We start from the raw sequence: 25,750 nt of genomic DNA on the forward strand, positions 1-25,750 counted from the left end.
CGACGCCCCCTCAGGGACGCTGATGATCGGCGATCTCGGCGCCCACCTCCTCGTAGTAGCGCAGCGCGCCGGGATGGAAGGCGACGGGCGTGGACTCGACGCTGAACTCGACGGTGGTGTCGTTGGCCGCCGGGTGGATGGCGATCAGCTGGTCGGTCTGCTCGAACAGCGTCTTGGTGATCTGGTAGGCCAGCTCCTCGTCCATCTCGCTGCTCACCGCCAGCACGTTGGGCACGCCGATGGTCTGCACCGCGTCCTCCATGCCCTCGTAGAGCCCGGCCTTGAGCTGGTAGGCGGCGAACACCGGCTCCTCACCCTTGGCGTTGGCCACTTCCTCGTCGGTCAGGCCGATCAGGCGGATATCGCGGGTGGTGGCCAGGTTGAGGATCGAGCTGGTGGGCGGCCCGACGCTCCAGAAGCCGGCGTCGATATCGCCGTCGCGGATGGCATCGGCGGTCTCGTTGAAGTTGAGGCGGCGCGCATCGATGTCGTCATAGGTGATGCCGTTGGACTCGAGCACCGCCCGGGCATTGAGCTCGGTGCCGCTGCCCGGCGCCCCCACCGAGACCGTCTTGCCCTCGAGGTCGGACAGCGACTCGATCCCGGAATCCGCCAGGGTGACGATCTGCACGGCGTTGGGGTAGATCGACGCCAGGGCCCGGATGTTCTCCAGCTGGCGGCCCTCGAAGTCGCCGGTGCCGTTGTAGGCCTGGTAGACGGTATCGGCCAGGGCCAGCGCCAGGTCGGAGTCGCCGCGCCAGACCAGCCCCATGTTCTCCACCGAGGCGCCGGTGACCTCGGCCACGGCGTCGTAGCCCTCGACATGCTCGTTGATCAGCTCGGCCAGGCCACCGCCATAGGGGTAGTAGGTGCCGCCGGTGCCGCCGGTGGCGATGGATAGCTGCTGCTGGGCCAGGGCCGCGGGGGCCGCCACCAGCAGCGAGGCCGCCAGGGCATACTTGAGTGCTCGCATGAAGGATCCTCCGTCGCGAATCGATATAACGTTGTCCTTGTTGTAGGCGAGGCTTTCGCTCACCGCCAGGAAAGACGCTAGCAGCCCCCTGACGTCGGGGCCAGGTAATATTTCTACGTTCCCTAATACTTTCGGCAAAACCCGAACCATCCCGGCTCGTGCGGCGAGCCGCGGGAGCGAGTCTCCACCGAAGGATTGGACATATACTGGGTCCAGCCTGGACCTTCGAGGACATGATCTGAATTGACGCCCAACCAACGGCTATCACAGCGACGCAGGGGCCATGCCGCACGACACGACACTCATCACGACGTTGGCCGCAGGCTTGGGTCTCGCCCTGGTGCTCGGCATCCTCGCCGAAAAATTGAAGCTTCCCGCTCTGCTGGGTTATCTCGTGGCGGGCATCGCCATCGGGCCGGCCACGCCGGGCTACGTGGCCGACATGGGCACCGCGAGTCAGCTGGCCGAGCTGGGCATCATGCTGCTGATGTTCGGCGTGGGCCTGCGCTTCTCCCTGGATAATCTGCTCTCGGTCAAGCATGTGGCGCTGCCTGGCGCCATTGCCCAGATGACGGTGGCGACGCTCCTGGGCATGGCCCTCGCGGGGGCCTGGGGCTGGGGGCTCGGTAGTAGCCTGGTGTTCGGCCTCTCGCTGTCGGTGGCCAGCACGGTGGTGCTGTTCAAGGCGCTGGAAGCCCGCGGGATCCTCGCGTCGATGAATGGCCACATCGCGGTCGGCTGGCTGGTCGTGGAAGACCTGGCCATGGTGGTGGTGCTGGTGCTGCTCCCCCCCTTGGCCGGGATGCTCGGCGGTACCGAGACAGACGGTTCCCTCCAGTCTCCCCTCTGGCGGGCCCTGGGCCTGACGTTCCTGCAGGTCGGCGCCTTCGTGGCCTTGATGCTGGTCGTGGGACGCCGCGTCATGCCCTGGGTACTGTGGCTGGTGGCCCGGACAGGCTCCCGGGAGCTGTTCACGCTCGCCGTCATTGCGGCGGCGATCACCATCGCGTTCGGTGCCGCCGAACTCTTTGGCGTGTCCTTCGCGCTCGGCGCCTTCTTCGCCGGCATGGTCATGCGGGAATCGACGTTCAGCCACCGGGCGGCGGAAGAATCCCTGCCGCTGCGTGACGCCTTCGCGGTGCTGTTCTTCGTCTCCGTGGGCATGCTGTTCGAGCCTGGCGTGCTGATCGACAGCCCGCTTCGCGTGATCGGCGTCGTGGCCATCATCATCGTCGGCAAGTCCGTCGCCGCCGCCTTGCTGGTCATCGCCTTTCACTATCCACTCAGCACGGCCTTCACCGTGGCCGCGAGCCTCGCCCAGATCGGGGAATTTTCCTTCATCCTGGCCGGTCTCGGCATGTCACTGGGCCTGCTAACCGCCGAAGGACAGAGCCTGATCCTGGCCGGCGCCTTGATTTCGATCGCGCTCAATCCCATGATTTTCGGCCTGATCGAGCCGCTGCGTAACAAGGTGCTGGAAAATTCCCGCCTGGCCCGTCAACTGGATCAACGCCAGGACCCCTTCGCCGAGCTCCCCCTGTCGACCGAAGAGCGCTACCTCGAGGGACAAGTGGTCCTGGTCGGTTATGGTCGCGTCGGACGACAGATCGGTGACGCGCTTGGCAGACAGGGTATCCCGTTCGTCGTGGTCGAACAGAACCGGGAACTGGTGGAATCGCTGCGCCAGCAGGATATCGCGGCCGTCTCGGGAAACGCCGCCGAGCCCGCCGTGCTGATACAGGCGCACATCGCCCGTGCTGCCATGCTGGTCGTCGCCATTTCCGATACCCTCGACGTGCATCAGATGACCGGGACGGCGAGAACGCTGAATCCCGACATCGAAGTGGCGGTGCGCGCCCAGAGCGAGGACGACGCCAGGCTGCTGGCCAGGGAAGCCATCGATTGTATCTTCTGCGGCGAGGATGAGCTGGCGAAGGGGATGGCCAACCATGTCCTGAAGCGCGTTGCGCCACCGGGCGCCCCCCGGGATTCGCCTCGAATGTGACCTCGCGCCCCCTGCCCGTCCCGGGGTGCCTCGCCGGCCATGTCACCACCGCCGGAAGCGGCTCCCCTGGCGGCACGCATGCCGCTACTTGACGCGAAAAGGCCGCCGGCGGCGAGAAACCTCAGTCCTCGACCTGCTCTTTCACCTTCTCGACGATATGCGCCCCGATGGGGATCGCCGAGGTGGCCGCCGGCGACGGGGCGTTGCCCACGTTCACCGTGCGCGGGGTGTTCACGAACAGGAAGTCGTCCACCAGCCTGCCGTCGCGGGAGACCGCCTGGGCGCGGACCCCGGCGGGATAGTCGCCCAGGTCGTCGAGGCTCAGGCTCGGGCAGTACTTGCGCACCAGCTCCAGATAGCCCCGCTTGTGCAGCGAGTTCTTCATCTCGGCGAGGCCGGGGCGCAGGTTGCGACCCAGCACCCTGAGGATGCCGGGGTCGGTGAGCATCTGCGCCAGGTCGCGGGGCGAGACGTCGCGCTTGCGATAGCCCTCGCGCTTGAAGGCCAGCACGGCATTGGGGCCGACGGTGACGGAGCCGTCGATCATCCGCGTCAGGTGCACGCCGAGGAACGGCATGGCGGGATCCGGGATCGGGTAGATCAGGTGGTTGACGATATCGTTGTGCCGCTCGGGCAGCCGGTAGTACTCGCCGCGGAACGGGCAGATGGTGAAGCCGGGATCCTGGCCCAGCATGCGCACTACCCGGTCGGCCATCAGTCCCGAGCAGGTCACCAGGTAACGACCGGTGAACTCGCCGGCACCGGTGGTCACCACCACCTCCCGGCGACGCTCCTCCAGGGCGGTGACCTCGGTCCCGTAGCGGATCTCGCCGCCCATCCGCTCGAACTCGGCGGCCATGGCCCGGGTCACGGCGGCAAAGTCGACGATGCCGCTGGAGGGCACGAAGATGCCGCCGATGCCCGTGATATTGGGTTCTCGCTCGGCGAGCGCCTCGGCTTCCAGCCATTCCCGCTCCAGGCCGTTGGCGGCGGTGCGCTCCCACAGCGCCTTCATGCGCTGCATCTCCAGGTCATTGGTGGCCACCAGCAGCTTGCCGCAGATGTCGTAGGCGATGTCGTGGGCGTCGCAGAACTCCCGGATGGCGCGGTTGCCGGCCAGGCAGAAGCGGGCCTTGAGGCTGCCCGGCGTGTAGTAGACGCCGGCATGGATCACGCCACTGTTGTGACCAGTCTGGTGGCGAGCCGCGCCTGCCTCCTTCTCCACCACCAGCATGCGGCGATCCGGGTAGGCGTGCTTGAGCTGCATGGCGGTGGACATGCCCAGGATGCCGCCGCCGATGATGATGAAATCGTACATGCCGTCCTCGTTGTTCTGATGCGACGGCCACGCCGGTGGTGACGGCGTGGCTTCGTCAGGGTAACCCATCGGTCGGGGCGTTGCGCCTCACAGCCGACGCGCTTCGCGCAGCGTCCTGGCGTGGGTGAAGTAGCCACGCTGGCGCATCAGCTCCCGGCGCAGGTCCGGGTGCGGCGTGAAGCGATCCCGGCCATGCAGCCAGAAGTGGTTGTTGATCAACAGGAAGCTGCCCACCGGGTTGGGCACCGAGAGGATCGCCGGGCTCCCCTCCAGGGACTCGGAGAGATCGCACAGCCAGTTGCCCTCCTCGAAGTCCCGAGGCTGCACGAACTGATCGATGTAGGACATGATCGGCCGCCCCTCGGCGTCGACATCGAACACCGGGTGGAAGACATCCCGCGCGACGTTCTTGCTGGGCGGCGCGGTCCAGCGCATCTCGCGACGCGCCAGCGGATGGCGGTGGAAACGCGCCAGGTCCTCCCAGTCGTCCAGGTGCAACAGCAGCGAGTCGCCGCCCTGCATGTGCTGCTCGTCGATCTTCATCATCAGCACGTAGTCGGTGTTCTGCTCGACGAAGGTGCCGTCGTTGTGCAGTTCCATCACCCGATGCGGCTGGCGCAGGTAGCTGTCCGACGCGTCGACGTTCTTGACCACGAAGCGCGCATAGTACTGGCCGCTCATGGCGTCGAAGTTGGAACGCCCCATGAGGTGGGCCACGGCGGTGGCGAACTTGACCATCTCGTCGGCCTGCTCGACGTCATCGAGGCCCTCGGGCGTGACCTGCAGGCCCCCCGTCTGCCGATCCACCAGGGTGTTGATCAGCACCGGCTGCAGGGTATTGCCGCACAGGTCGTCGAGGATCCTGGCCACCCGGAAGCGCAGCATGGACTTGTACTCCAGGGCCTGGACGGGCCAGTCGACCACAGCGGCCAGGAAGGCCTCGACCACTTCACGGGAGACGGTCAGCTGCAGCAGCCGCGGGGACTGGGGGGACGGCGCCAGGGTGAAGCCCTGGAGGTCGGCGGGCAGCGGCATGGCGGTGTCGGGAAGGCGAGTCAGCGCGGTCATCGGGGGTCTCCATGGTCTCGAGCATCGATCCCTCATAAAATATCTATATTTTTAAAAAACATCAACACAATGGCGTAACCCAACAGGCGGGAGCCAACGAAACGAGGCCCGGCATTGGCCGGGCCTCGTTGGTTGGCGTGAGAGTGTTCTCGCCAATGGCTCAGAGCCTGTGGCCGGGCCCCGTCTCTGAGAGATGCTGCCGAGGCACCGGCACCGCCGTCGCCACCGGCTCCCGGAGCAGCGAGCGATAGAGGCTGATCGAGATCAACAGAATGAACACGGCCTCGCTCATTACTGAGCGAGGCCGTTCGATTCAAGGCTCAATCAAGCCGCCACGCTGCCGTGGGGGTCCATGACGAATTTCTTGGCCGCGCCGCCATCGAAGTCGGCATAGCCCTGCGGCGCCTCGTCCAGGGTGATCATCTGGACGTTGACCGCATCGGCGATCTTGACCTTGTCGAACAGGATCGCCTGCATCAGCGGCCGATGGTACTGCATCACCGGGCATTGACCGGTATGCAAGGAATGCGACTTGGCCCAGCCGAGGCCGAAGCGCATGCTCAGCGCACCGTGCTTGGCCGCCTCGTCGGCCGCGCCCGGGTCCTCGGTCACGTACAGCCCCGGGATGCCGATCTGGCCGCCGGCGCGGGTCAGCGACATGGCCGAGTTCAACACGGTGGCCGGCGCCTCCTTGCCGTGGTTGTGGCCGCAGGCGTGGGCCTCGAAGCCGACGCAGTCGACGAAGGCATCGACCTCGCGCTCGCCGAGGATCGCCTCGATCTTGTCGGCCATGTCGCCGTCCTGGGTCAGGTCGAGGGTCTCGCAGCCGAAGCTGCGGGCCTGGGCCAGGCGCTCCTCGATCATGTCGCCGACGATCACGCAGGCGGCGCCCAGCAGCTGGGCGGAGACCGCGGCGGCCAGGCCCACCGGGCCGGCGCCGGCGATGTAGACGGTGGAGCCCGGGCCGACGCCGGCGGTCACGCAGCCGTGGAAGCCGGTGGGGAAGATATCGGACAGCAGGGTCAGGTCCTTGATCTTCTCCATCGCCTGGTCGGCATCCGGGAACTTCAGCAGGTTGAAGTCGGCATAGGGGACCATGACGTACTCGGTCTGGCCACCGACCCAGCCGCCCATGTCGACGTAGCCGTAGGCGGCGCCGGGACGCGCCGGGTTGACGTTGAGGCAGATGCCGGTCTGGCCGGCCTTGCAGTTGCGGCAGCGGCCGCAGGCGATGTTGAACGGCACCGAGACCAGGTCGCCCGGGCGGATGAATTCGACGTCGCGGCCGGCTTCGATGACCACGCCGGTGATCTCGTGACCCAGCACCAGGCCGGGGGGCGCGGTGGTGCGGCCACGCACCATGTGCTGGTCGCTGCCACAGATGTTGGTGGTGACCACCTTGAGGATCACGCCGTGCTGGCACTTGCGGTTGCCGAGGGCGAGTTCCGGATAGGCGATGGATTCGACGGCGACCTCTCCCGGGCCCTTGTAGACGACGCCGCGGTTGGCTGTGCTCATGATTGCCTCCTGTTGTCTGGCCGGGACATCGAGGCGTACGACTCCGGAAGCCCCAGGAGGCTTGGCCGGGTGACATTGCCGATCGCCAAGGATGTCATTGCGCCAATTATTTATTGTAGGCAATGGTCGAATCTGAGCGGGTCAATCAGCGAGACATATCGATTTTTCTTCCGGGCTGTTGATGACGTAATGTCATGAACCCGAGCGCCCGATGCTGGCGGGGGCGGCACTCCGGCAACAGCCCCGGCCCTGACGGGCCGGGGCTCGGAGCTGGCAGAGCCGATAGCGACGCTCAGCGTCCCGCGCCGGACTCGGCGCCGGCCAGCTCGCGCTGCATCATGGTGTCGCTGTAGGCCACGCCATAGCGGGCCCGCGACCAGCCGTAGAGCGCCAGGCCGAGCAGCATCCAGCCGGCGAACATGGCCCACTCGATGGTGGAGAGCGCCGAGGGGCTGCCGGGCAGGTACATGCCGACCAGTGCCAGCGACAGGATCACCGACAGCGCGCCCACGGTCTTGCCGCGACGCACCCGGAAGGGACGCGCCAGGTCCGGCTCACGCCGGCGCAGCATCACGAAGGACAGCGACACGAAGAGGTAGGCGATGACGATGCCCAGGCCACCGGCGACCACCAGCCAGACCAGCGCCGGCCGACCGAAGAAGGGCGCGATGCTGGAGAGCAGGCCCATCAGCAGGATGGCGTTGGTGGGCGTGCGGTGCCGGGGATGCAACCTGGCGAGGAAGGCCGGCAGCATGCCGGAATGCGCCAGCGCGTAGATGGCCCGGGAGCCACCGATGTAGAAGGCATTCCAGCTGGTGATGATGCCCGCGATGCCGGCCAGGATCATCAGGTTGCCGGCCCAGGGCGCCTGGAAGGCCGCCTGCATGGCATCCGGCACCGCCAGGGAACTCTCGGCCAGGGCCGCGGGGTCGAGCATCAGGGCGGTACCGAGGATAATGAAGGCATACCAGAATACCGCCAGGATCACCGAGATCATCAGCACCCGGCCGATCTCCTTGAACGGCAGGTTGATCTCCTCGGCGGCCTGGGGAATGACGTCGAAGCCCACGAACATGAAGGGCACCATGATGATCACCGTCATGATGCCGCCGATCACGCCCTCCTCGACGTTGAACAGCGGGTCCATGGTGGTGGTGCTGCCCTCGAACAACGCCCCGCTGATGAACATGATGCCCACCGCCAGGATCAGCAGGGTGACCACCTTCTGCACCAGGGCGGCGGTGCGCACGCCGAGATAGTTGATCGCCATCATCACCACGGAGCCGGCCACCCCGACCGCCACCCAGGTGGCCTTCACGTCCCAGCCGGCGATGGTCCAGAGCTGGCCGACCGCATAGTCCGGGAAGAGATGCTCCACCACGGTGGGCAGCGCCACGGCCTCGAAGGCCACCACGCTGACATAGCCCAGGGTGATGGCCCAGGTGCACAGGAAGGAGGCGAAATGCCCCATGGCGCGATAGCTGTAGACGTGCTCGCCGCCGACCTGGGGCATCGCCGAGGCCAGCTCGGCATAGGTCAGTCCCACCAGCACGATCACCACCCCGCCGAGCAGAAAGGCGGTGATGGCGCCGAGGCTGCCGGCGGACTGGATCCAGCTGCCGGTCAGCACGATCCACCCCCAGCCGATCATGGCGCCGAAGGCCAGGGCCAGCACATCCTTGCGGGCCAGCACCCGCGTCAGGTGCGTCTCCGTGGACGACGTCTCGTTCATGCCACTCCCCCTCATCAGTGAGTTTGATTTTTTATATAAATTAATACTTTTATTAAAAGTGTCGACAAAAAGTAACCCAGGTCCCTCGCCCCTACAAGTCGACTTTCCGGGTAGCCAACCTCCACTTTGGTCGCATTCATCACCCTATCCTGATAGACAAGGCCCGTCACGCAGCGCCTTGCGGCGCCCCGGCCCCACCACCGACCCATCCCCCCCGTCACGACACTGGCGAAACCGGCAAAAAGGCTGCATGCTGTATTCGTCGATTCTGTCCCTTGGAGCATCATGAGCACGGCAAGCCCCTCGACCGCCGCGGAATTTCTCGACCCTCCGCGAAGGTGCCCTGACCTCGATGTCAGGGATCTGGAACAACGCACTCGCCTCATGCGCATCATTACCCGGTTGATCGCCGTATCGGATCTGGGCAACCGCGACATCGCCCGCCGCGCCGGCATCCCGATGCAGAAGATCAGCGACCTCCTCTCCGGTCGTCTCGAGCAACTCACCCTCGACGAGCTCCAGACGCTGCGCCGGACCATCGACCCCCAGCTCACCCCACCCTGAGCCCTCGGCCGCCCCGTCCGAACGGGTCAGGCTATAAGGCCGGCACCCATGCGACTGCCGGCCTTCATGGATTCGAGACATAGGGAGATCCCCACATGCGATACCTCGTGACCGGCCTGCTGCTGGCCGCCTCGCTGCCCGTCCTCGCCGATGGGCAGGCCACTCTGGAGACCCGCTCCGACCAGGGCAGCGCCACCATGGAGGTCAACTGGGCAGGCGACGACCTGCGCATGGACTTCCCCCAGCAGGCCCAGGCGGGCTTCATGCTGCTCAAGGACGGCAAGGGCTACATGGTCAGCCAGATGCAGGGCCAGACGATGGTCATGGACATGGCCAGGCTCCGCGAGATGGCGGAGGGCATGGGCAGCGACCAGGCCAGCGCCGGCATCGCCAGCCAGCAGGCCAGCACCGTCGAGGCCCTGGAAGCCACCGGCGAGACGGAGACCATCGCCGGCCTCGAGGGCGAGGTCTACCGCCTGCAGTGGACCGACAAGGCCGGCAGTGCCCATGACGACAAGATGGTGCTCAGCGAGAACCCCCAGGTCCGGGAACTGATGACCTCCTTCCACGCCTACCAGCAGTCCATGACCGGCGAGCCCGACCCCATCGCCACCACCCTCGAGGAACGCGGCCTCGGCATGCTGCGCTTCGGCGAGCGCTTCCGCATCACCCGTCTCTCCGATAGCGCACCGGATGCCGAGGTCTTCGAACTGCCCGAGGATGCCATGACCTTCGAGGACATGATGCGCTCCGCCACCTCGCAGTAGACCGCGGCGACGGACGGCCTCCCGACGCCGACCGACAGAACCGAACGGCCAGCGACCGCTGGCCGTTCGTGCCTCTGATCGACAGCCCGCCCCGATACGCGTCGGGCCCGCGACACGCTGGCACCGTGCACCAGGGGAGCCCCGGCATGTCAGGGTGACGGCCGGCGCGTCGGGCTCAGGCCAGCGCCAGGTAATGGATGCTGAACAGCGCCCGGCGATCGGTCCACAGCGCCGTCGGCCGATAGCCGGCTCTCCGCGCCAGCGCCTGGAAGCCCGTCACGCTGTACTTGCAGGAATTCTCGGTATGCAGGGTCTCGCCGGCGGCGAAGGGGAACTGCCGCCCGGCCACCCGCACCAGCTGGGCCTGCCGACTGACCAGATGCATCTCGATGCGTGACGCGGCCTCGTGGTAGTACGCCAGGTGGCGGAAGGCGGCCGGGTCGACCTCGGCCCCGAGCTCCCGACGCATCCGCTCCAGCAGGTTCAGGTTGAACGCCGCCGTGATCCCGGCGGCATCGTTGTAGGCCGCCTCGAGGGTGTGCCGATCCTTGATCAGGTCGACCCCGATCAGCACCCCGCTGCCCGCCGGCAACGCCCGGCGCAGGCCGGAGAGAAAGGCTTCGGCCTCGGGCGGCGCGAAATTGCCGATGCTCGAACCGGGGAAGAAGGCCACCACGCGCCGCCCCGCGATGCCGCTCGGCAAGCGCAGACGACGCGAGAAGTCGGCCCAGGCGGCATGCACCTCGAGCCAGGGGTAGTCCGCCGCCAGGTGGCGGGTGCTCTCGAGCAGGAAGTCGCGCGAGATATCGACGCCCAGGTAGCGTCGCGGCCGTACCGCCTCCAGCAGCAGCCTGACCTTGCGACTGGCCCCGCTGCCCAGCTCGACCAGCAGCGACTCCGGCCCGACGATGGCGGCGATCTCTTCGGCGGCCGAGGCCAGGATGCCCTCCTCGGTGCGGGTCAGGTAGTACTCGGGTTGACGGCAGATGGCCTCGAAGAGCCGGGAACCGCGCTCGTCATAGAAATGCTTGGGCGAGAGGCGCTTGCGCTCGAGGCCCAGCCCGGCGATCACCTCGTCGCGAAACGAAGGCCCCGTCTCGTCGACATGCTGGTCATGGAAACGCACGGCAGTGGACATCGAAGACCCTCGCTGGCGACGGGCGACCGGCACGACATCGAGCACCAGGATCGCGCCCCATGGCCGGAATGGCTTTAGACTGGACCGACAAGGCGATCGTCACCTCAATCTAGAGTGAGCCAGGCCATGCAGCAACCGCAGCAACCGGTGTTACGCGATATCGTGCTGGTCGGCGGCGGCCACAGCCACGTCGGCGTGCTCAAGCGTTTCGCCATGCGGCCCGAACCCGGGGTGCGGCTGACCTTGATCTGTCGAGATTCCCATACCCCCTACTCCGGCATGCTGCCGGGCTACATCGCCGGTCACTACGCCTATGACGAGGTGCATATCGACCTGCGCCGACTGGCGGAGTACGCCGGGGCGCGCTTCCTGCGCGACGAGGCGATCGGCATCGACCATGAGGGGCAGCGCGTCCTCTGCCGCACGCGGCCCCCGGTGCCCTACGACCGGCTATCGATCAACATCGGCTCGACGCCGCGAGTGGACACGGTCACGGGGGCCGGGGAGCACGCCGTGCCGGTCAAGCCCATCCATCGCTTCAACGACCGCTGGCAGACGCTGCTCGAGCGCGTGACCCACCACCCCGGCATCACGCGCATCGCCGTGGTCGGCGGCGGTGCCGGCGGCGTCGAGCTGCTGCTGGCCATGCAGCATCGCCTGCGCGGCGAGCTCGCCGAACGGGGCCGCGATCCGGACGAGCTGGTCTTCGCCCTCTTCACCCGTGGCGAGCAGCTCCTGCCGACGCACAATGCCCGCGTCCGCGCCCACTTCCAGAAGCGGCTCCGTGCCCGGGGCGTCGCCGTGCATACCGGCACCGACATCACCGCCGTCGACACCGGCCGGCTGCAGGGCGCCGACGGCACCTGGCATGACGCCGACGAGATCGTCTGGGTGACCAACGCCAGCGGTGCCGCCTGGCTGCGCGACACCCGGCTCGACCTCGACGACGACGGCTTCATCAAGGTCGGCGACACCCTGCAGTCGCTGAGCGACCCGCGTATCTTCGCCGCCGGCGATATCGCCCACCAGGTCAACCATCCCCGCGAGAAGGCCGGGGTCTTCGCCGTGCGCCAGGGCCGCCCGCTGGCCGATAACCTGCGCGCGGCCGTGACCGGGCGGCCGCTCCGGCCCTATCCCCCCCAGGCTCGGTGGCTGGCGCTGATCAGCACCGGCGATCGGCATGCCGTGGCCTCGCGTGGCGGGCTCTGCCTGGTCGGCGACTGGGTCTGGCGCTGGAAGGACTGGATCGACCGGCGCTTCATGGCCCGCTTCAACGACCTGCCGCCCATGGCGGAAGGCGACCGGCAGGCGCCCGCGCCGAGCCGGGTGGCCCTCGACGAGGAGGAAAACGCCCAGGCCATCTCGGCCATCGCCATGCGTTGCGGTGGCTGCGGCGCCAAGGTCGGCGCCACGACCCTGTCCCGCGCCCTCGCGACCCTGCAACCGGTGGCGCGCGAGGAGGTCGTGGTCGGCCTGCACGCCCCGGACGATGCCGCCGTGGTGGAAGTGCCGCCGGGCAAGGCCATGGTGCATACCGTGGACTTCTTCCGCGCCTTCATCGACGACCCCTATGTGTTCGGCAAGGTGGCCGCCAACCACGCCCTGGGCGACATCTTCGCCATGGGCGCCGAGGCCCAGACCGCCACGGCCGTCGCCACGGTGCCCCAGGGCCTGGAGGCCAAGGTCGAGGATACCGTCTTCCAGATGATGGCCGGCGCCGTCGAGGTGCTCAACGCGGCCGGCTGCGCGCTGGTCGGCGGCCATACCGGCGAGGGCCGCGAGCTGGCCCTGGGGTTCGCCGTCAACGGCCTGATCGATGCCGAAGGCAACAATGCCTTGACCAAGGGCGGCCTGCGCCCCGGCCAGTTGCTGGTGCTCACCAAGCCCATCGGCACGGGCACCCTGTTCGCCGCCCATGCCCGGCTGGGGGCCCGGGGGCGCTGGATCGATGCCGCGCTGGAGAGCATGTGCCTCTCGAACCGCGAGGCCGCGACCTGCCTGCGCGAGCATGGGGCCACCGCCTGTACCGACCTCACCGGCTTCGGCCTGCTCGGCCACCTGGTGGAGATGACGCGCCCCTCGGACGTCGATGCCGAGCTCGACCTGGCGGCCCTGCCGATCCTCGAGGGCGCCGAGGAGACCGTCGCCGCCGGCATCCTGAGCTCGCTGCAGCCGGCCAACGTGCGCCTGCGCCGGGCCATTCGCGACCAGGCATCCTGGGTCGGGCACCCGCGCTACCCGCTGCTGTTCGACCCCCAGACCGCCGGCGGCCTGCTGGCCAGCGTGCCGGCGGAACGCGTCGAGACCTGCCTCGCCGCGCTGCATGCCCGGGGCTACCCCCAGGCCGCGATCATCGGCCGCGTCCTCGACGCCGGCGAGGCGCTGGAACCCATCGCGCTGAGGGAGTGAAGACTATGAACTCTTTTCAAAACCCGACTTGGTAAGAAGAGAGTCTTTCCGGCGACAAGCCTTCGCGAGGGCGCTATGAATCCCTCCTTGGACGCTACCTTTGCCATCCCTGGCAAAGGACCCTCGCTTCGTCTTGTCCCCGGCGCCCATTACCACCGGAAGTTTGGAAATACGCTCTAGGGGGCGAGGCCGCAGGCGGCAAGCACGCCGGCCAAGGCCTCCCGCTCGGCCTCGACGCGGAACAGCGGCGCCCGGGCGTCGACATGACGGCGCAGGGTCTCGAGGAACGCCGGCTCCCGCTCGGCGCGCAGCAGGCATTCGCGCAGGGCCCGGGTGTCGGCCACCGGGAAGTAGCCGGGATAGTCCTCGCCCAGCAGGCCGCGATTGCCGGGAATGCGGGAGGCCACGACCGGCAGACCGGCCACGCAGGCCTCGCTGACCACGTTGGCGCCCCCCTCCATGCGCGAGCTGATCACCATCAGCCGCGAGCGGGCCATCCACTGACGTACCCGCCAGCGAGGCCGGTCGCCGAGCCAGCGGAAGCGCGGGTTGCGGGCCATCTCGTCGCGCGCCGCCCGGGTCCAGTCGTCGCTGCAGGCGCCGCCGAGCTGCACGACCCGCAGCCGCGAGGTCGGCGGCAGGTCGCGCAGGGCCAGGGCCGTGCGCAGCGAATCCTTCTCCTCGCGCAGGTGGCCGGCCACCAGCACGTCGAAGGTGCGCTCATTGGGCCCCGGGGCCCGTGACGGCAGCGGCAGCGCCGACTGGTGCACGACGTGCAGGCGCGGATGGAAGCGCGTCGGCAGGTCCTCCTCCAGGCAGTCGTGAAGGCCGACCAGGACATCCGCGGACGCGAGACTGTCGAGGAACACCTCGGGGTGGCTATGCTGGAAGCGGTAGACGTCGGTCCCGGTCAGCACCACGATCACCGGGCAGGCGAAGGTCTCGCGACAGGCCCGAATGGCCGCATGGCTGCGCCAGGCATGCAGGGCGAACAGCAGGTCCGGCGGCTGGCCCCCGAAGCACCAGGTGGCCGGGGCATCCTCCGGCGCCGCCAGGCGCACACGGCAGCCCAGCTCGCGCAGGCGTCGCGCCCAGCGGGTCGCCGTGGCCCGGTTGCCGGCCCGCGATCCTCGCCCCGCGGGCGTCACCAGCGTCACCTTCAGCACATCCCCACTCCCTTGATGAGGTCGGCATGATCGCCACACCACCAACGCCACCGCGAGCCGCCGACGAGCTGGCGGCGATGCTCACCGAGGCCCGTGACCGTAGCCTGGCCCTGATGCGGGATCTTCTCGAGGTCCGCGAGCTCGGTCCCTGCCTGGCCATCGTCAACCCGCCGCTGTGGGAGCTCGGCCACCTGGGCTACTTCCATGACCATTTCGCCCTGCGCGGGCTGTATGGCCTGCCCGACTACCGGCTCCCCGGCGCCGACCGGCTGTTCGATTCCAGCAGCATCGCCCACGACGAGCGTTGGGCGCTACCCCTGCCCTCCCGCGAGGAGACGCTGGACTACCTGGCCCGGGTCCAGCGGGCCATGCTCGAACGCCTGCCCGGTGGCCTGGCCAGTGCCGCCCAGAGCTATGTCTACCAGCTCACCACCCTGCACGAGGACATGCACGGCGAGGCCTTCGTCTATACCCGCCAGACCCTGGGCGACCCGCCGCCCGCACTGGGATCGCCGCCCCCGGGGCAGGCGCCCCTCGACGCGCCGGCCGGAGCCTTGCCCGGCGATGTCGCCGTTCCCGGCGGACGGCACCGGCTGGGCTCCGACGACGCCGTGCCCTTCCGCTTCGACAACGAGAAGCCGCCTATGGAGGTGGAGGTCGCCCCCTTCGCCATCGCCCGGGCGCCGGTGACCAACGCCGAGTTCGCCGCCTTCGTCGACGACGATGGCTATGCCCGACCCGAGCTGTGGAGCCCGGCCGGCCGGGAATGGCGGGAGCGACGCGACCTGCAGGCGCCCCTGTACTGGCGCAAGGCCGCCGCCGGCGGCTGGGAGGAACGCCGCTTCGATCGCTGGCAGCCGCTCGCGCCTCACCGGCCGGTGGTGCATGTCAGCTTCCACGAGGCCGAGGCCTGGTGTCGCTGGGCCGGCCGGCGCCTGCCCAGCGAGGCCGAGTGGGAGGTCGCCGCCAGCCGTGAGCCCGGCCCCGACGGCCGGTCGCTCGCCCCGGGCAAGAGCCGCCACCCCTGGGGCGAGGCCCCCCCCGACGGCCGGCTCGCCAACCTGGACGGCTGGCAGCTGGGGTGCCTCGACGTGGCGGCGCTGCCCGAGGGCGACAGCGCCTTCGGCTGCCGCCAGATGCTGGGCAACGTCTGGGAGTGGACGGCCTCGCCCTTCGGCCCCTTCCCGGGCTTCGAACCCGACCTCTACCGCGACTACTCCGCGCCCTGGTTCGCCGAGGGCCGCCGGGTGCTGCGCGGCGGGGCCTGGGCCACCCGCTCGCGGCTGATCCACAACGGCTATCGCAACTTCTTCACGCCAGACCGACAGGATGTCCTGGCCGGCTTTCGCACCTGCGCGCGCTGAGGTCGGTACATGACCGGATCGGAAAGCTCCGGGCGTTTGGGTAACATGTCGGTTTGCTCGCCACATCTCTGAAGGAGAACCCCATGCTCGGACGCCTGACCCTCGCCCTGTCGCTGGCCCTGGCCGCCCCCCTGGCCGGTGCCGCGGAGCCCTTCGTGTTCACCGCCATCCCCGACGAGGACGAGACTCGGCTGCAGGAGCGCTTCGAGAAGGTCGCCGACTACCTCGAGGACCAGCTCGACGTCGAGGTGCGCTTCGTGCCGGTGAAGTCCTATGCCGCCGCCGTCAGCGCCTTCCGCAACGACCAGGTGCAGCTGGCCTGGTTCGGCGGCCTCTCCGGCGTCCAGGCCCGCGAGCGAGTGCCGGGCTCCCGGGCCCTGGCCCAGGGCGTCGAGGACGCCCGATTCCGGACCTACTTCATCGCCCACGAGAGCACGGGCCTGGAGGAAGGCGCCGGGCTGGTCGACGCCATGCGCGGCATGACCTTCACCTTCGGCTCCAAGGGCTCCACCTCCGGACGGCTGATGCCCGAGCACTTCCTGCGCGAGGCCTTCGGCGAGGCGCCGGAGGCGACCTTCTCCCGTGTCGGGTTCAGCGGTAACCACAGCCGCACCGCCTCGCTGGTGGCCACCGGGGCCTATCAGCTCGGGGCGCTCAACTACACCGTCTGGGAGAACGAGGTCGAGGCCGGCCACATCGATACCGACAGCGTCAGGGTCGTCTGGGAGACCCCGACCTACCCGGACTACCAGTGGAGCATCCGTGGCGACGTCGATGAGCGCTTCGGCGAGGGCTTCGCCGATCGCGTCCAGCAGGCGCTGCTCGACATGGACGACCCGGCGCTGCTCGAGAGCTTCCCGCGGTCCGGCTTCATCCCCGTGAGCAACGACGACTACGAGGTCATCCGCGAGGTCGGCCGGCAGCTCGACATCCTCGACTGATGGACTCCCTGGCACTCACCGATATCGTCGCCGACTACGGCACGCAGCGGGTCCTCGGCCCGCTGAGCATCACCCTGGCCCCGAACGAGCGGGTCGCGCTGGTGGGCAAGAGCGGCGCCGGCAAGTCGACGCTGCTCGGCATCATGCACCGGCACTGGCAACGCCAGGGCGTGGCCCTGATGCCCCAGGAGCTGGGCCTGGTGCCGTCGCTGAGTGTCTTCCATAACGTCTTCATGGGCCGGCTCGCCGGGCGCCCCGCCTGGTACAACCTGGCGAGCCTGGTGCGTCCCTTCCGCCGCGACGTGGCCATGATCCTTCCCCTGCTGGAGCAACTGGGCATCGCCGACAAGTGCTGGACAGCCAGCGGCGAACTCTCCGGCGGCCAGCGCCAGCGGGTCGCGGCGGCCAGGGCGATCCACCAGCAGGGCGAGCTGCTGCTCGCCGACGAGCCGGTCTCGGCGCTCGACGGCCCCTTGTCGGAGACGGTGATGGCGGCGCTGACCGAGGCCTACCCCACCGCCGTGCTGGCCATGCACGACGTGGAACTGGCGCTGCGCTACACCGACCGGGTGATCGGCATCGCCGATGGCACCATCGCCCTGGATGCCCCCAGCCATGCACTCAGTCCCCAGGACCTGCGGGTCCTGTACTGAAGGGGAAAGAGGCACGTCACGAGATGGATTCCTACCGGACAGGGAAGGCGGCCATGTGGCACTCGCCCACCGTTCGCACCAGCCTGGGCTTCGTGGTCCTGGCCATCGCCTGCACCTTCCTGGCCGATTTCCGGATCAGCGCCCACGACCCCTGGGGGGAACTGGGCCGTCTCCTGCTGGGGGTGGTCCAGCCGGACTTCACCGCCGTGGACTACCTGGGCGAGGCGATCCTGCGCACCCTGGCCTTCGCCTTCGTCGGCGTCGGCCTGGGGGCCGCGGCCGGCATGCTCCTGGCGCTGGTGTTCCGCCACCGCACGGTGCGGACCCTCTGCGCCTTCGTCCGGGCCATCCATGAGCTGTTCTGGGCGCTGATCTTCCTGCAGTTCTTCGGGCTGCACCCGCTGACCGGCGTCCTGGCCATCGCCCTCCCCTATGCCGGGGTCTTCGCCAAGGTCTATGCCGAGATCCTCGAGGAGACCGACCCCGAGCCCTCCCGAATCCTCCCGCACGGCACCGGGGTGATCTCGGCGCTGGCCTACACGCGCATCAGCCAGGCCTGGCCCCATCTGGTCAGCTACACCGCCTACCGGCTGGAGTGCGGGCTGCGCTCCAGCGCCGTGCTGGGCTTCGTGGGCATTCCCACCCTCGGCTTCTACCTGGACTCGTCCTTCTCCCAGGGCCAGTACGCCACGGTGGGGGCGCTGCTGCTGCTGTTCTATGGGCTGATCGCCACGCTCAAGCTATGGGTCCGCCCGCGGCTGCTGCCCCTCTACCTGCTCGCCGCCCCCTTCCTGCTGGGCAGCGGGCTGCCGATCCGCTGGCAGAACGTGTCGCGCTTCTTCACCGAGGACATCGTCCCCGCCCCGCTGCGCCGGGGCGAGGGCCTCGACGGGCTGCTGCCGTGGCTCGGCGAGCTGCTCGCCGACCAGGCGCTGCCCGGCATCTGGAACACCCTGATCCTGACCCAGGTCGCCCTGGTGGTCACCGGCCTGTTGACCCTGGCCCTCTATCCGCTGGCCTCGCGGCACTTCAGCAACCGCCTGAGCGGCGCGCTGGGGCACACCCTGCTGGTCATCCTGCGCTCGACCCCGGAATACCTGCTGGCCTTCATCCTGCTCCAGCTCTGGGGCCCCTCGATGCTCCCGGCGGTGGTGGCGCTGGCCATCCACAACGGCGGCATCATCGGCCACCTGATCGGCCGACGCAGCAACGCCATCGCCTTGCGCCCGGATGCCCCCCGCGGCGTCGAGCGCTATGCCTTCGAGCTCACCCCGCGGCTCTATGGCCCCTTCCTGGCCTTCCTCTTCTACCGCTGGGAAATCATCATGCGCGAGACGGCCATCCTCGGCATCCTCGGCATCGCCACCCTGGGCTTCTACGTGGACAGCGCCATCCAGGAGATCCGCTTCGACCAGGCCCTGATCCTGATCGTCATCACCGCCCTGCTCAACATCGGCGTGGACATCCTCGCCCGCCACCTGCGGGCCCGGCTGCGCCTGCGGCATACCGCGACCAGCGAGCCCTGACGGTTCGCCAAGGACGGCGCGTCAGCGAGGCCACTCGAAGGCCTCCTCGAACAGGAAGGGCGCATCGAAGTGGCGCCGGCCGACGAACACCGTGGCGTGGGTGCCCCACTGGCGCATGGCCCCGGGGCTGCGGATGCCCGCGGGCCACAGCAGGAAGCGCTCGAGGCGCTCGGTCCCCGCCACGATCCCCTCGGGCCCGAAGAGGCTGCGTCGCCCGCCGTCCGGCAACGCCAGGGAGCGACGCCCGTAGCGCGGCGGCGAGCGGGTCAAGCGCAGGGCATAACTGGCGTCGGCACTGACGGCGTCATCGACCGCTTCCAGGCCGACCAGGTAGTGGCTGGCCGCCGCCAGTTGCAGCGCCAGCCGCTGCCCCGGGAGCCGCGGCGGCGTATATGCCGGCGTCAGTGGTGCCTCACGCAGGTCGCGATCCGCCGCCACCGGGACCCGGCGCAGCGGCGGTACCGGGAAGAAGAGGTGATAGCAGCCGCAGGCGTGGATGCTGTCATGGATCAACGGCCGGCCATCGGGCCCCAGGGTCACCCGCCACACCACCCCGTCCAGGCGTCCGCCGAGGATGTCGAAGGCCCCCAGCCGGGTCCGCGCCGGAAACCACACCGTATAGACGAGTTGCGGCAGGACATGCCCCCGGAAGCGGGTATGGGCGAGGCGCACGTCGGCCACCGGCCGATTGGTGTCCACCGCCGGCAGCGGTCCCGCCGGGCCCCGCCGCCAGACGGGCGCGCCGAGGCGGTCGTCATGGCCCCGGGTCTCGATGGCGAACACCGGCGCGTGGTGCGCCGCCAGGCGCCGCAGGGCGTCATCGTCGAGGTCGACCAGCCCCAGGGGGCCGCGCGGTGCCTCGCGCACCAGCCGGGCGGCGGACTCGCCGTCCAGCGACGGCCCCTCCGGCAGCTCGGGCGCGTAGCGTCGCGCCTCGCCCCGGGGCGGGAAGGGCCCGTCGAAGCCGGCCAGGTAGTCGTTCCGCCAGCGCCCATAGCCCAGGGACAGCCCGACCCGCGTGAGGGGATAGAGCCCCAGCACCCGCCAGGTATCCACATAGTGATCGGGCGCGACCGCGGCCTCGCGCAGCGCCGCCCGCGCCGGGCCATCCTCCGGCCCCAGCAGCTCCTCGGCCAGCAGCCGGTCGGCGCAGGCGTTGGCCGCCGCGGCCGGCGCCTCGCCACCGGTGCGCCGGGTCAGGCGCTGGCGTGCCGGGGCCGGCAGGTTGGCGGCCTCGATCCGCCGCGCCTCGGCATCGCCCCGCCGCATCCGCCCGAGCCAGTCGATATAGCGCGGGGCGTCGGGCTGATGGCGCAGCTCCGGGGCGAAGCTCGCCAGCAGGCGATCGGTGCGCAGGTAGGGGAAGCCGGCGACCCGGGCCCGGCCGGCATCACCGACGCCCGCCCCGCCCACCGCGGCATCGAAGGCGGTGAGCAGGGCCAGGCAGTGCCCCCGGTCGGGCGGGGCTGCCGCCCGCCAGGCCGGTGCGCTGGCGCAGCCTGCCAGCAGCACCAGCGCCAGCAGCAGCGCCGGCCGGGTCGCGCGCCCGGCGGCACGGACCCGGTGCATGGCGCTATACCGGCCGGTCGGTCACCGCCCCCGTCGAGGCGGAACTGACCGTGCGGGCATACTTGGCCAGCACCCCGCGGGTATAGCGCGGTGCCGGCGGCTGCCAGGCGGCCCGGCGACGCGCGAGCTCGGCATCGTCGAGGGCCACCTCGAGGGTGTCGGCCTCGGCATCGATGGTGATGGTGTCGCCGTCCTCGACCAGCGCCAGGGGCCCGCCGTCGAAGGCCTCGGGGGTGACATGGCCGACCACGAAGCCATGGCTGCCGCCGGAGAAGCGGCCGTCGGTGATCAGGGCCACCTCGCTGCCGAGCCCGCGTCCCATGATCGCCGAGGTGGGAGTGAGCATCTCGCGCATGCCGGGCCCGCCGCGGGGACCCTCGTAGCGGATCACCACCACCTCGCCGGCCACCACGCTGCCGTCGTTGATGCGCGCCTGGGCCTCCTCCTCGGAGCCGAACACCCGGGCCGTGCCGGAGAAGCGGATGCCCTCCTTGCCGGTGATCTTGGCCACCGCGCCCTGCGGGGCCAGGTTGCCGTGCAGGATGCGCAGGTGGCTCTCGGCCTTCAGCGGCGCCTCGAGGGGGGCGATGATCGTCTGGCCCTCGGGGTAGGGCGCGACGTCCGCCAGGTTCTCCGCCAGGGTCCGCCCGGTCACGGTCAGGCAGTCGCCATGCAGCAGCCCCGCCTCGAGCAGGGTCTTCATCAGCGGCTGGATGCCGCCGATCTCGACCAGCTCGCTCATCATGTACTGGCCGCTGGGCCGCAGGTCGGCGAGCACCGGCACCCGCCGCCCGATCTCGGTGAAGTCGCCGAGGGTGAGCGGCACGCCCACCGCATCGGCCATGGCGATCAGGTGCAGCACCGCGTTGGTGGAGCCGCCGAGCGCGATGACCATGGTGATGGCGTTCTCGAAGGCCTCGCGGGTCATGATGTCCGAGGGCTTGATGTCGTGCTCGAGCAGCGTCAGCACCGCCTCCCCCGCCGCCCGGCTGTCTCCGTGCTTGGCCCGGGACACGGCATTCTGCGCCGAGCTGCCGGGCAGGCTCATGCCCAGGGCCTCGATGGCCGAGGCCATGGTGTTGGCGGTGTACATGCCGCCGCAGGCGCCGGGGCCGGGGATCGCCGTCTCCTCGATCTGCTTGACCTCGATGAGGTCGAGATCGCCGCGACTGTGGGCGCCCATGGCCTCGAACACCGAAACGATGTCGGTGTGTCCCTCGCCGGGCAGGATGGTGCCGCCGTAGACGAAGACGCTGGGCCGGTCGAGCCGCGCCAGGCCGATCAGGCAGCCGGGCATGTTCTTGTCGCAGCCGCCGATGGCCACCAGGCCATCGAAGCCCTCGCAGCCGGCCACCGTCTCGATGGAATCGGCGATCACCTCCCGGGACACCAGCGAGTACTTCATGCCCTCGGTGCCGTTGGCGATGCCGTCGGAGATGGTGATGGTATTGAAGATCACGCCCTTGCCGCCGGCCGCATCGGCGCCGGCGCTGGCCTGCTCGGCCAGCTCATGGATATGGCTGTTGCAGGGGGTGACGCGGCTCCAGGTGGAGGCGATGCCCACCTGGGGCTTGGCGAAGTCGGCATCGGTGAAGCCCACCGCACGCAGCATGGCGCGGCTGGCCGACTTGCCGACGCCATCCACCACCGGGGCGGAATGGCGGCGGCGCGGATCCTGTGGCGTATCGCTCATGACGCGACGTCCTCTGTTCGGTCGGGTGACCTTCAGAGGGTGGCCGTCATCCCCCCGCCTGGCAAATGCTCAGGTGGCATGCGACGCCCGGGCCGGTCGCCACCAGGCCACCAGCAGGCCGACCAGGGTGGAGGCGAGCAGCGCCCCGAGGAAGGGCGGCAGCGTCGGCACGCCGGCCGGGAAGCTCGCCGCCAGCAGGCCCGCCACGAGGCTGCCGCTGGCCAGCCAGCCCGGCAGCACGGCCCCGGCGAGGCCGGCCACGCCGCCGGCCAGGGCCGCGGCGGCGCTCATCCGTGACCACAGGCCCAGCAGCACCGGCACCACGATGGCGGCGCACAGCAGGTCGGCGATCAGGAACAGCCGCAACACCGAGAGCCCCTGCAGGGCGATGGCCACCACCGGCACCATCAGCGCCACCGTGACCCAGCGCGCCACCGGCAGGGACAGGCCCCGCCGCCCGGCCCCGGCCACCACCAGGGAGGCGATGCCGTTCTGCAGGGTATCCACGCTGGAGGCGACCAGGGTCACCGCCAGCACCAGCGCCGGCAGCGCCAGCCAGTCCGGCGCCCCGGCCAGCAGCGCGAAGAAGGGGATCGGCGGCTCGCCCAGGGCGAGCCCGCTCATGGCGGCGAGGATGCCGAGGCCGCCGACCACCGCCACCACCAGCACGGTGACGGCGCCGCCCAGCCAGGCGCCACGACCCAGCGCCCGGGCGTCCCGGGCCGCCCAGACCCGCTGCCAGTAGCCCTGGTGGAAGAGGTTCGCCGCGGTGACGGCGATCACCAGGGTCAGGGCCACGGACAGGGCGTCGACGGTGGGGATCGACGGCATCGCGGCCTCCGCCGGCAGCGCCGGCAGGCGGACCAGGGCCACCCCGCCGACCACGGCCAGCAGCGCCAGCAGCAGCCAGGCCTGCCAGCGATCGGTGGCGAGGCTCGCGCGCAGGCCGCCCAGCGCCGTGTAGAGCAGCGTGGCCAGGGCCACCCCGATCACCACCAGCGCGGGCGGCACCGTGGACAACAGCCCGGTGATGGCGCCGATGGCGGTGAGCTCGGCGGCCAGGAAGCAGGCCATGTAGAGGATGGATACCAGCGACACCCAGCGCCGCACCCCGGCCCCGAAGCAGGCCTCGGCGTATTCGCCGATGCTGCGGCCCTCCGGCAGGCGCCGGCGGATGGCCGGCCCGAACAGGCCCAGCACGATGAACGGCAATGCCGAGCCGATGGCGTAGCCGGCCAGGGCCACGGGACCCACGAAGGCGCCGATCTCCGGCGGGGCGAAGAGGATCCAGGCCCCCATGCCGGAGGCCAGGAAGGAGAGCCCAAGGCTGGAGGCCGTCTGGGAGTTGCGGGCGGTGACGTAATCGTCGAGGGGCCCGTCGGCGCGCCGCGCCCGCAGGCCCAGCACGGTGAAACACAGCAGCGCCGCGCCAAGCACGGCTGACGTCAGGTAAGGCATGTCGCGCTTCCTCCGCCGGCATGAACCGGATCAGGTCCAGGGTCAGCGCCGAGCGCTCTCTCAGCCCCCGCCGGATGCAATATCCGGTCGAGCGGGACTCCCCTGGCGACAGTGAATGAATCGTGTTGGATGAACCTCAAGTGACGGCCGACTCGCCGATATCGCGTTCACACGCCAGCATGACATAACAGTGTCCGATGTCGAACGACCAGCCGCCGGAAAGCCGCCGTGCCCTTCTCCGAAGCCAGGGAACACGCCCCGGGCACCCGCACCGGAGATTCGCCGAGCCCCACGCCGCCTTCGACAACCGGGTCAGCGAACGCCTGCTGCGCCTGCGGGTAGCCCTGTTCGAGGGCCCGATGCGGGAGGGGCGATTGCTGCTGCAGGAGCAACGGCTCGCGCACGAGCCGATTTTTAACGCCGTATAGCCGAGCACAGGCACTTTTCGGACATTGCCTAAGACATTACCGGCGAAAACATTCCCGGTAGTGCCAGGCCAGATAGCCGCGATCGGGAAAGGCCTCGGCCTTCAGACGCAATGGCCGGCCATCGAGGTCCTGTAGCTGGTGTTTCAGGTGGCCCACGACACCCTCTGCGCTCAGCTCCGACGAGATGCGGATGCGATCCCGCTCATCGATAGCCAGCAGCCCCTTGTCGAAGGCACGATCGTGCAGGGCATTGAGACAGAGCCCGTTGGCCGGGTCGAGTCGCGACTCGGGCTGCGACTGCCAGGGCACGATATGGCTGGCGATCAGCAGGTCTTCGTGGCGCAGGCCCGTGATCACGCAGCGCGTGTCATAGCGGATCATCACCGCCTTGCGGAAGAGAGGCTGGCCGATGCGTCGCTTCTGCAGGCCAGTCGTCTCTTGGCCAGTGAAGTCGGCGTCGTTCTCGACCCTTGCGCCCTCTGCCGGCTCGTTGACCTCAAGTGCCGCCCAGGCTGCCTCGCACTCCTTCGCCACTGGCTCTGGGTCGGCGATAAATCGCTGCCAGAGCAAGCGGTCCTGTCGAGAGGCACCAGTAAGGCCTTTCTTCCCCAAGGCCTGGACCTCCGGATCGAGACTCGCGTAGTTGGTGAGTTTCATCGCCACGGAGTTGGCCGAACGTCCCATACGCTCGGCCAGCTCGATGACCTCCGGCCGACGCTTGTGCAATTGTCCAAACGTCAGCCGACAATAGAGGGACAGCACCTGCAGCCGATCCTGGTCCGTCCAGGCCTGTCGCTCTGCCACCATGGTTTCCTCTCTCCGGTTTTCCCCGCACCACGCTACCTTGGCGGGGCGGCACACGCCAGCGCCCTTACTGTTCCCTCGGCACCCGGCCCATCAGGTAGAACGCCTCGTTGGGCGGGGTCGCGGTAAGCGTCACCAGGCGATTGGAGAGGGCGAAGAAGGCGGCGATGGCGCCGATGTCCCAGATATCCTCCCGGGTAAAGCCGGCTTCGGTGAGGCGCGTCTCCCAGTCGTCGGTGAGCTCGCCCACCTCCAGGCCGCAGTACAGCGCGAAGTCGAGCATCACCCGGTGACGCTCGCTTATCGGCGCGGTGCGATGGTTGACCGCCACCTGGTCGGCCAGCAGGGGGTCCTTGCTGTAGATGCGCACCAGGGCGCCATGGGCCACCACGCAGTACAGGCAACGATTGCGGGCGCTGGTGGCAACCACGATCATCTCCTTCTCGGCCTTGGTGAGGGTGTCGGACTCCCGCTCCATCAAGGCATCGTGGTAGGCGAAGAAGGCCCGGAACTCGTCGGGCCGGTGGGCCAGCATCAGGAAGACATTGGGCACGAAGCCGGCCTTCTCCTGCACCGCCAGGATGGCGTCGCGGATGTCGGCGGGCAGGTCCTCGAGGCGTTCGGGGACGGGAAAGCGGCTGATGGCGGCGGTCATG

At 69.2% G+C, this 25,750-nt stretch carries 20 protein-coding genes and 1 riboswitch; of the genes, 8 read left to right on the plus strand and 12 right to left on the minus strand.

Going from position 1 to position 25,750, the window contains the following annotated elements; translation table 11 throughout:
• Positions 1–10 precede the first annotated feature (10 nt).
• Positions 11–973, minus strand: a complete 963-nt coding sequence (locus OCT48_RS15860) for a TAXI family TRAP transporter solute-binding subunit (protein ID WP_263590097.1) — start codon at positions 971–973, stop codon at positions 11–13.
• A gap of 283 nt (positions 974–1,256) precedes the next feature.
• Here OCT48_RS15860 and ybaL point away from each other — a divergent pair, with 283 nt between their 5' ends.
• Positions 1,257–2,978, plus strand: a complete 1,722-nt coding sequence (gene ybaL / locus OCT48_RS15865; RefSeq protein WP_263590098.1) for a YbaL family putative K(+) efflux transporter — start codon at positions 1,257–1,259, stop codon at positions 2,976–2,978.
• Between the two features lie 121 nt (positions 2,979–3,099).
• Here the strand turns inward: ybaL and lhgO are convergent, their stop codons facing one another.
• The 4 genes from lhgO to OCT48_RS15885 form a co-directional block, all read right to left on the minus strand.
• The gene (gene lhgO / locus OCT48_RS15870) at positions 3,100–4,296 is read right to left on the minus strand and encodes an L-2-hydroxyglutarate oxidase (RefSeq protein ID WP_263590099.1); all 1,197 of its coding nucleotides are present in this window, start codon (positions 4,294–4,296) and stop codon (positions 3,100–3,102) included.
• A gap of 87 nt (positions 4,297–4,383) precedes the next feature.
• Positions 4,384–5,364 (minus strand): glutarate dioxygenase GlaH, encoded by a 981-nt coding sequence (gene glaH / locus OCT48_RS15875; RefSeq protein WP_263590100.1) that lies wholly within the window; start codon positions 5,362–5,364, stop codon positions 4,384–4,386.
• Between the two features lie 324 nt (positions 5,365–5,688).
• Entirely contained in the window at positions 5,689–6,882 is a 1,194-nt protein-coding gene (gene fdhA / locus OCT48_RS15880; protein ID WP_263590101.1) for a formaldehyde dehydrogenase, glutathione-independent, read from the minus strand.
• 292 nt (positions 6,883–7,174) lie between these two features.
• Entirely contained in the window at positions 7,175–8,614 is a 1,440-nt protein-coding gene (locus tag OCT48_RS15885) for an APC family permease (protein WP_263590102.1), read from the minus strand.
• Between the two features lie 285 nt (positions 8,615–8,899).
• Here OCT48_RS15885 and OCT48_RS15890 point away from each other — a divergent pair, with 285 nt between their 5' ends.
• Together OCT48_RS15890 and OCT48_RS15895 are read left to right on the plus strand one after the other, a co-directional pair.
• Positions 8,900–9,178: a helix-turn-helix domain-containing protein gene (locus OCT48_RS15890; RefSeq protein WP_263590103.1), complete on the plus strand. Its 279-nt coding sequence runs from the start codon at positions 8,900–8,902 to the stop codon at positions 9,176–9,178.
• Between the two features lie 95 nt (positions 9,179–9,273).
• Positions 9,274–9,945, plus strand: a complete 672-nt coding sequence (locus tag OCT48_RS15895) for a hypothetical protein (RefSeq protein ID WP_263590104.1) — start codon at positions 9,274–9,276, stop codon at positions 9,943–9,945.
• A gap of 175 nt (positions 9,946–10,120) precedes the next feature.
• Here OCT48_RS15895 and egtD read toward each other — a convergent pair whose 3' ends face one another.
• Positions 10,121–11,083, minus strand: a complete 963-nt coding sequence (egtD, locus tag OCT48_RS15900; RefSeq protein ID WP_263590105.1) for an L-histidine N(alpha)-methyltransferase — start codon at positions 11,081–11,083, stop codon at positions 10,121–10,123.
• 126 nt (positions 11,084–11,209) lie between these two features.
• Here egtD and selD point away from each other — a divergent pair, with 126 nt between their 5' ends.
• The gene (selD, locus tag OCT48_RS15905) at positions 11,210–13,492 is read left to right on the plus strand and encodes a selenide, water dikinase SelD (RefSeq protein WP_263590106.1); all 2,283 of its coding nucleotides are present in this window, start codon (positions 11,210–11,212) and stop codon (positions 13,490–13,492) included.
• Between the two features lie 176 nt (positions 13,493–13,668).
• On the opposite strand, the gene senB is transcribed toward selD, so the two are convergent.
• Complete coding sequence (gene senB, locus OCT48_RS15910) at positions 13,669–14,658, minus strand: selenoneine biosynthesis selenosugar synthase SenB (protein WP_263590107.1); 990 nt, start codon at positions 14,656–14,658, stop codon at positions 13,669–13,671.
• Between the two features lie 26 nt (positions 14,659–14,684).
• Here senB and senA point away from each other — a divergent pair, with 26 nt between their 5' ends.
• The 4 genes from senA (at position 14,685) to OCT48_RS15930 (ending at position 19,142) form a co-directional block, all read left to right on the plus strand.
• Positions 14,685–16,022: a selenoneine synthase SenA gene (senA, locus tag OCT48_RS15915; protein ID WP_263590108.1), complete on the plus strand. Its 1,338-nt coding sequence runs from the start codon at positions 14,685–14,687 to the stop codon at positions 16,020–16,022.
• Between the two features lie 83 nt (positions 16,023–16,105).
• The gene (locus OCT48_RS15920; RefSeq protein ID WP_263590109.1) at positions 16,106–16,963 is read left to right on the plus strand and encodes a putative selenate ABC transporter substrate-binding protein; all 858 of its coding nucleotides are present in this window, start codon (positions 16,106–16,108) and stop codon (positions 16,961–16,963) included.
• On the plus strand, positions 16,963–17,616 hold the full coding sequence (locus OCT48_RS15925; RefSeq protein WP_263590110.1) for an ATP-binding cassette domain-containing protein: 654 nt from the start codon (positions 16,963–16,965) through the stop codon (positions 17,614–17,616). The genes OCT48_RS15920 and OCT48_RS15925 overlap by 1 nt, the downstream gene beginning before the upstream one ends.
• 53 nt (positions 17,617–17,669) lie before the next feature.
• On the plus strand, positions 17,670–19,142 hold the full coding sequence (locus OCT48_RS15930; RefSeq protein ID WP_263590111.1) for a PhnE/PtxC family ABC transporter permease: 1,473 nt from the start codon (positions 17,670–17,672) through the stop codon (positions 19,140–19,142).
• Between the two features lie 21 nt (positions 19,143–19,163).
• Here the strand turns inward: OCT48_RS15930 and OCT48_RS15935 are convergent, their stop codons facing one another.
• The 5 genes from OCT48_RS15935 to OCT48_RS15955 all read right to left on the minus strand — a co-directional run bounded on the left by OCT48_RS15935 (position 19,164) and on the right by OCT48_RS15955 (position 25,749).
• Complete coding sequence (locus OCT48_RS15935) at positions 19,164–20,711, minus strand: hypothetical protein (protein WP_263590112.1); 1,548 nt, start codon at positions 20,709–20,711, stop codon at positions 19,164–19,166.
• 4 nt (positions 20,712–20,715) lie between these two features.
• Positions 20,716–22,404, minus strand: a complete 1,689-nt coding sequence (gene ilvD / locus OCT48_RS15940; protein ID WP_263590113.1) for a dihydroxy-acid dehydratase — start codon at positions 22,402–22,404, stop codon at positions 20,716–20,718.
• A 69-nt stretch (positions 22,405–22,473) separates the two neighbouring features.
• Positions 22,474–23,862, minus strand: coding sequence for a sodium:solute symporter family transporter (locus OCT48_RS15945; RefSeq protein WP_263590114.1), 1,389 nt, complete (start codon positions 23,860–23,862; stop codon positions 22,474–22,476).
• Positions 23,852–23,976: riboswitch (TPP riboswitch) on the minus strand. It overlaps the preceding gene by 11 nt.
• Positions 23,977–24,326: 350 nt before the next feature.
• Positions 24,327–25,097 (minus strand): HNH endonuclease, encoded by a 771-nt coding sequence (locus OCT48_RS15950; RefSeq protein ID WP_263590115.1) that lies wholly within the window; start codon positions 25,095–25,097, stop codon positions 24,327–24,329.
• A 64-nt stretch (positions 25,098–25,161) separates the two neighbouring features.
• A complete protein-coding gene (locus OCT48_RS15955; RefSeq protein WP_263590116.1) occupies positions 25,162–25,749 on the minus strand; it encodes a peroxidase-related enzyme in 588 nt (195 codons plus the stop codon).
• Position 25,750 lies beyond the last annotated feature (1 nt).

This window comes from Halomonas sp. M4R1S46, assembly GCF_025725685.1.
GTDB lineage: Bacteria > Pseudomonadota > Gammaproteobacteria > Pseudomonadales > Halomonadaceae > Halomonas.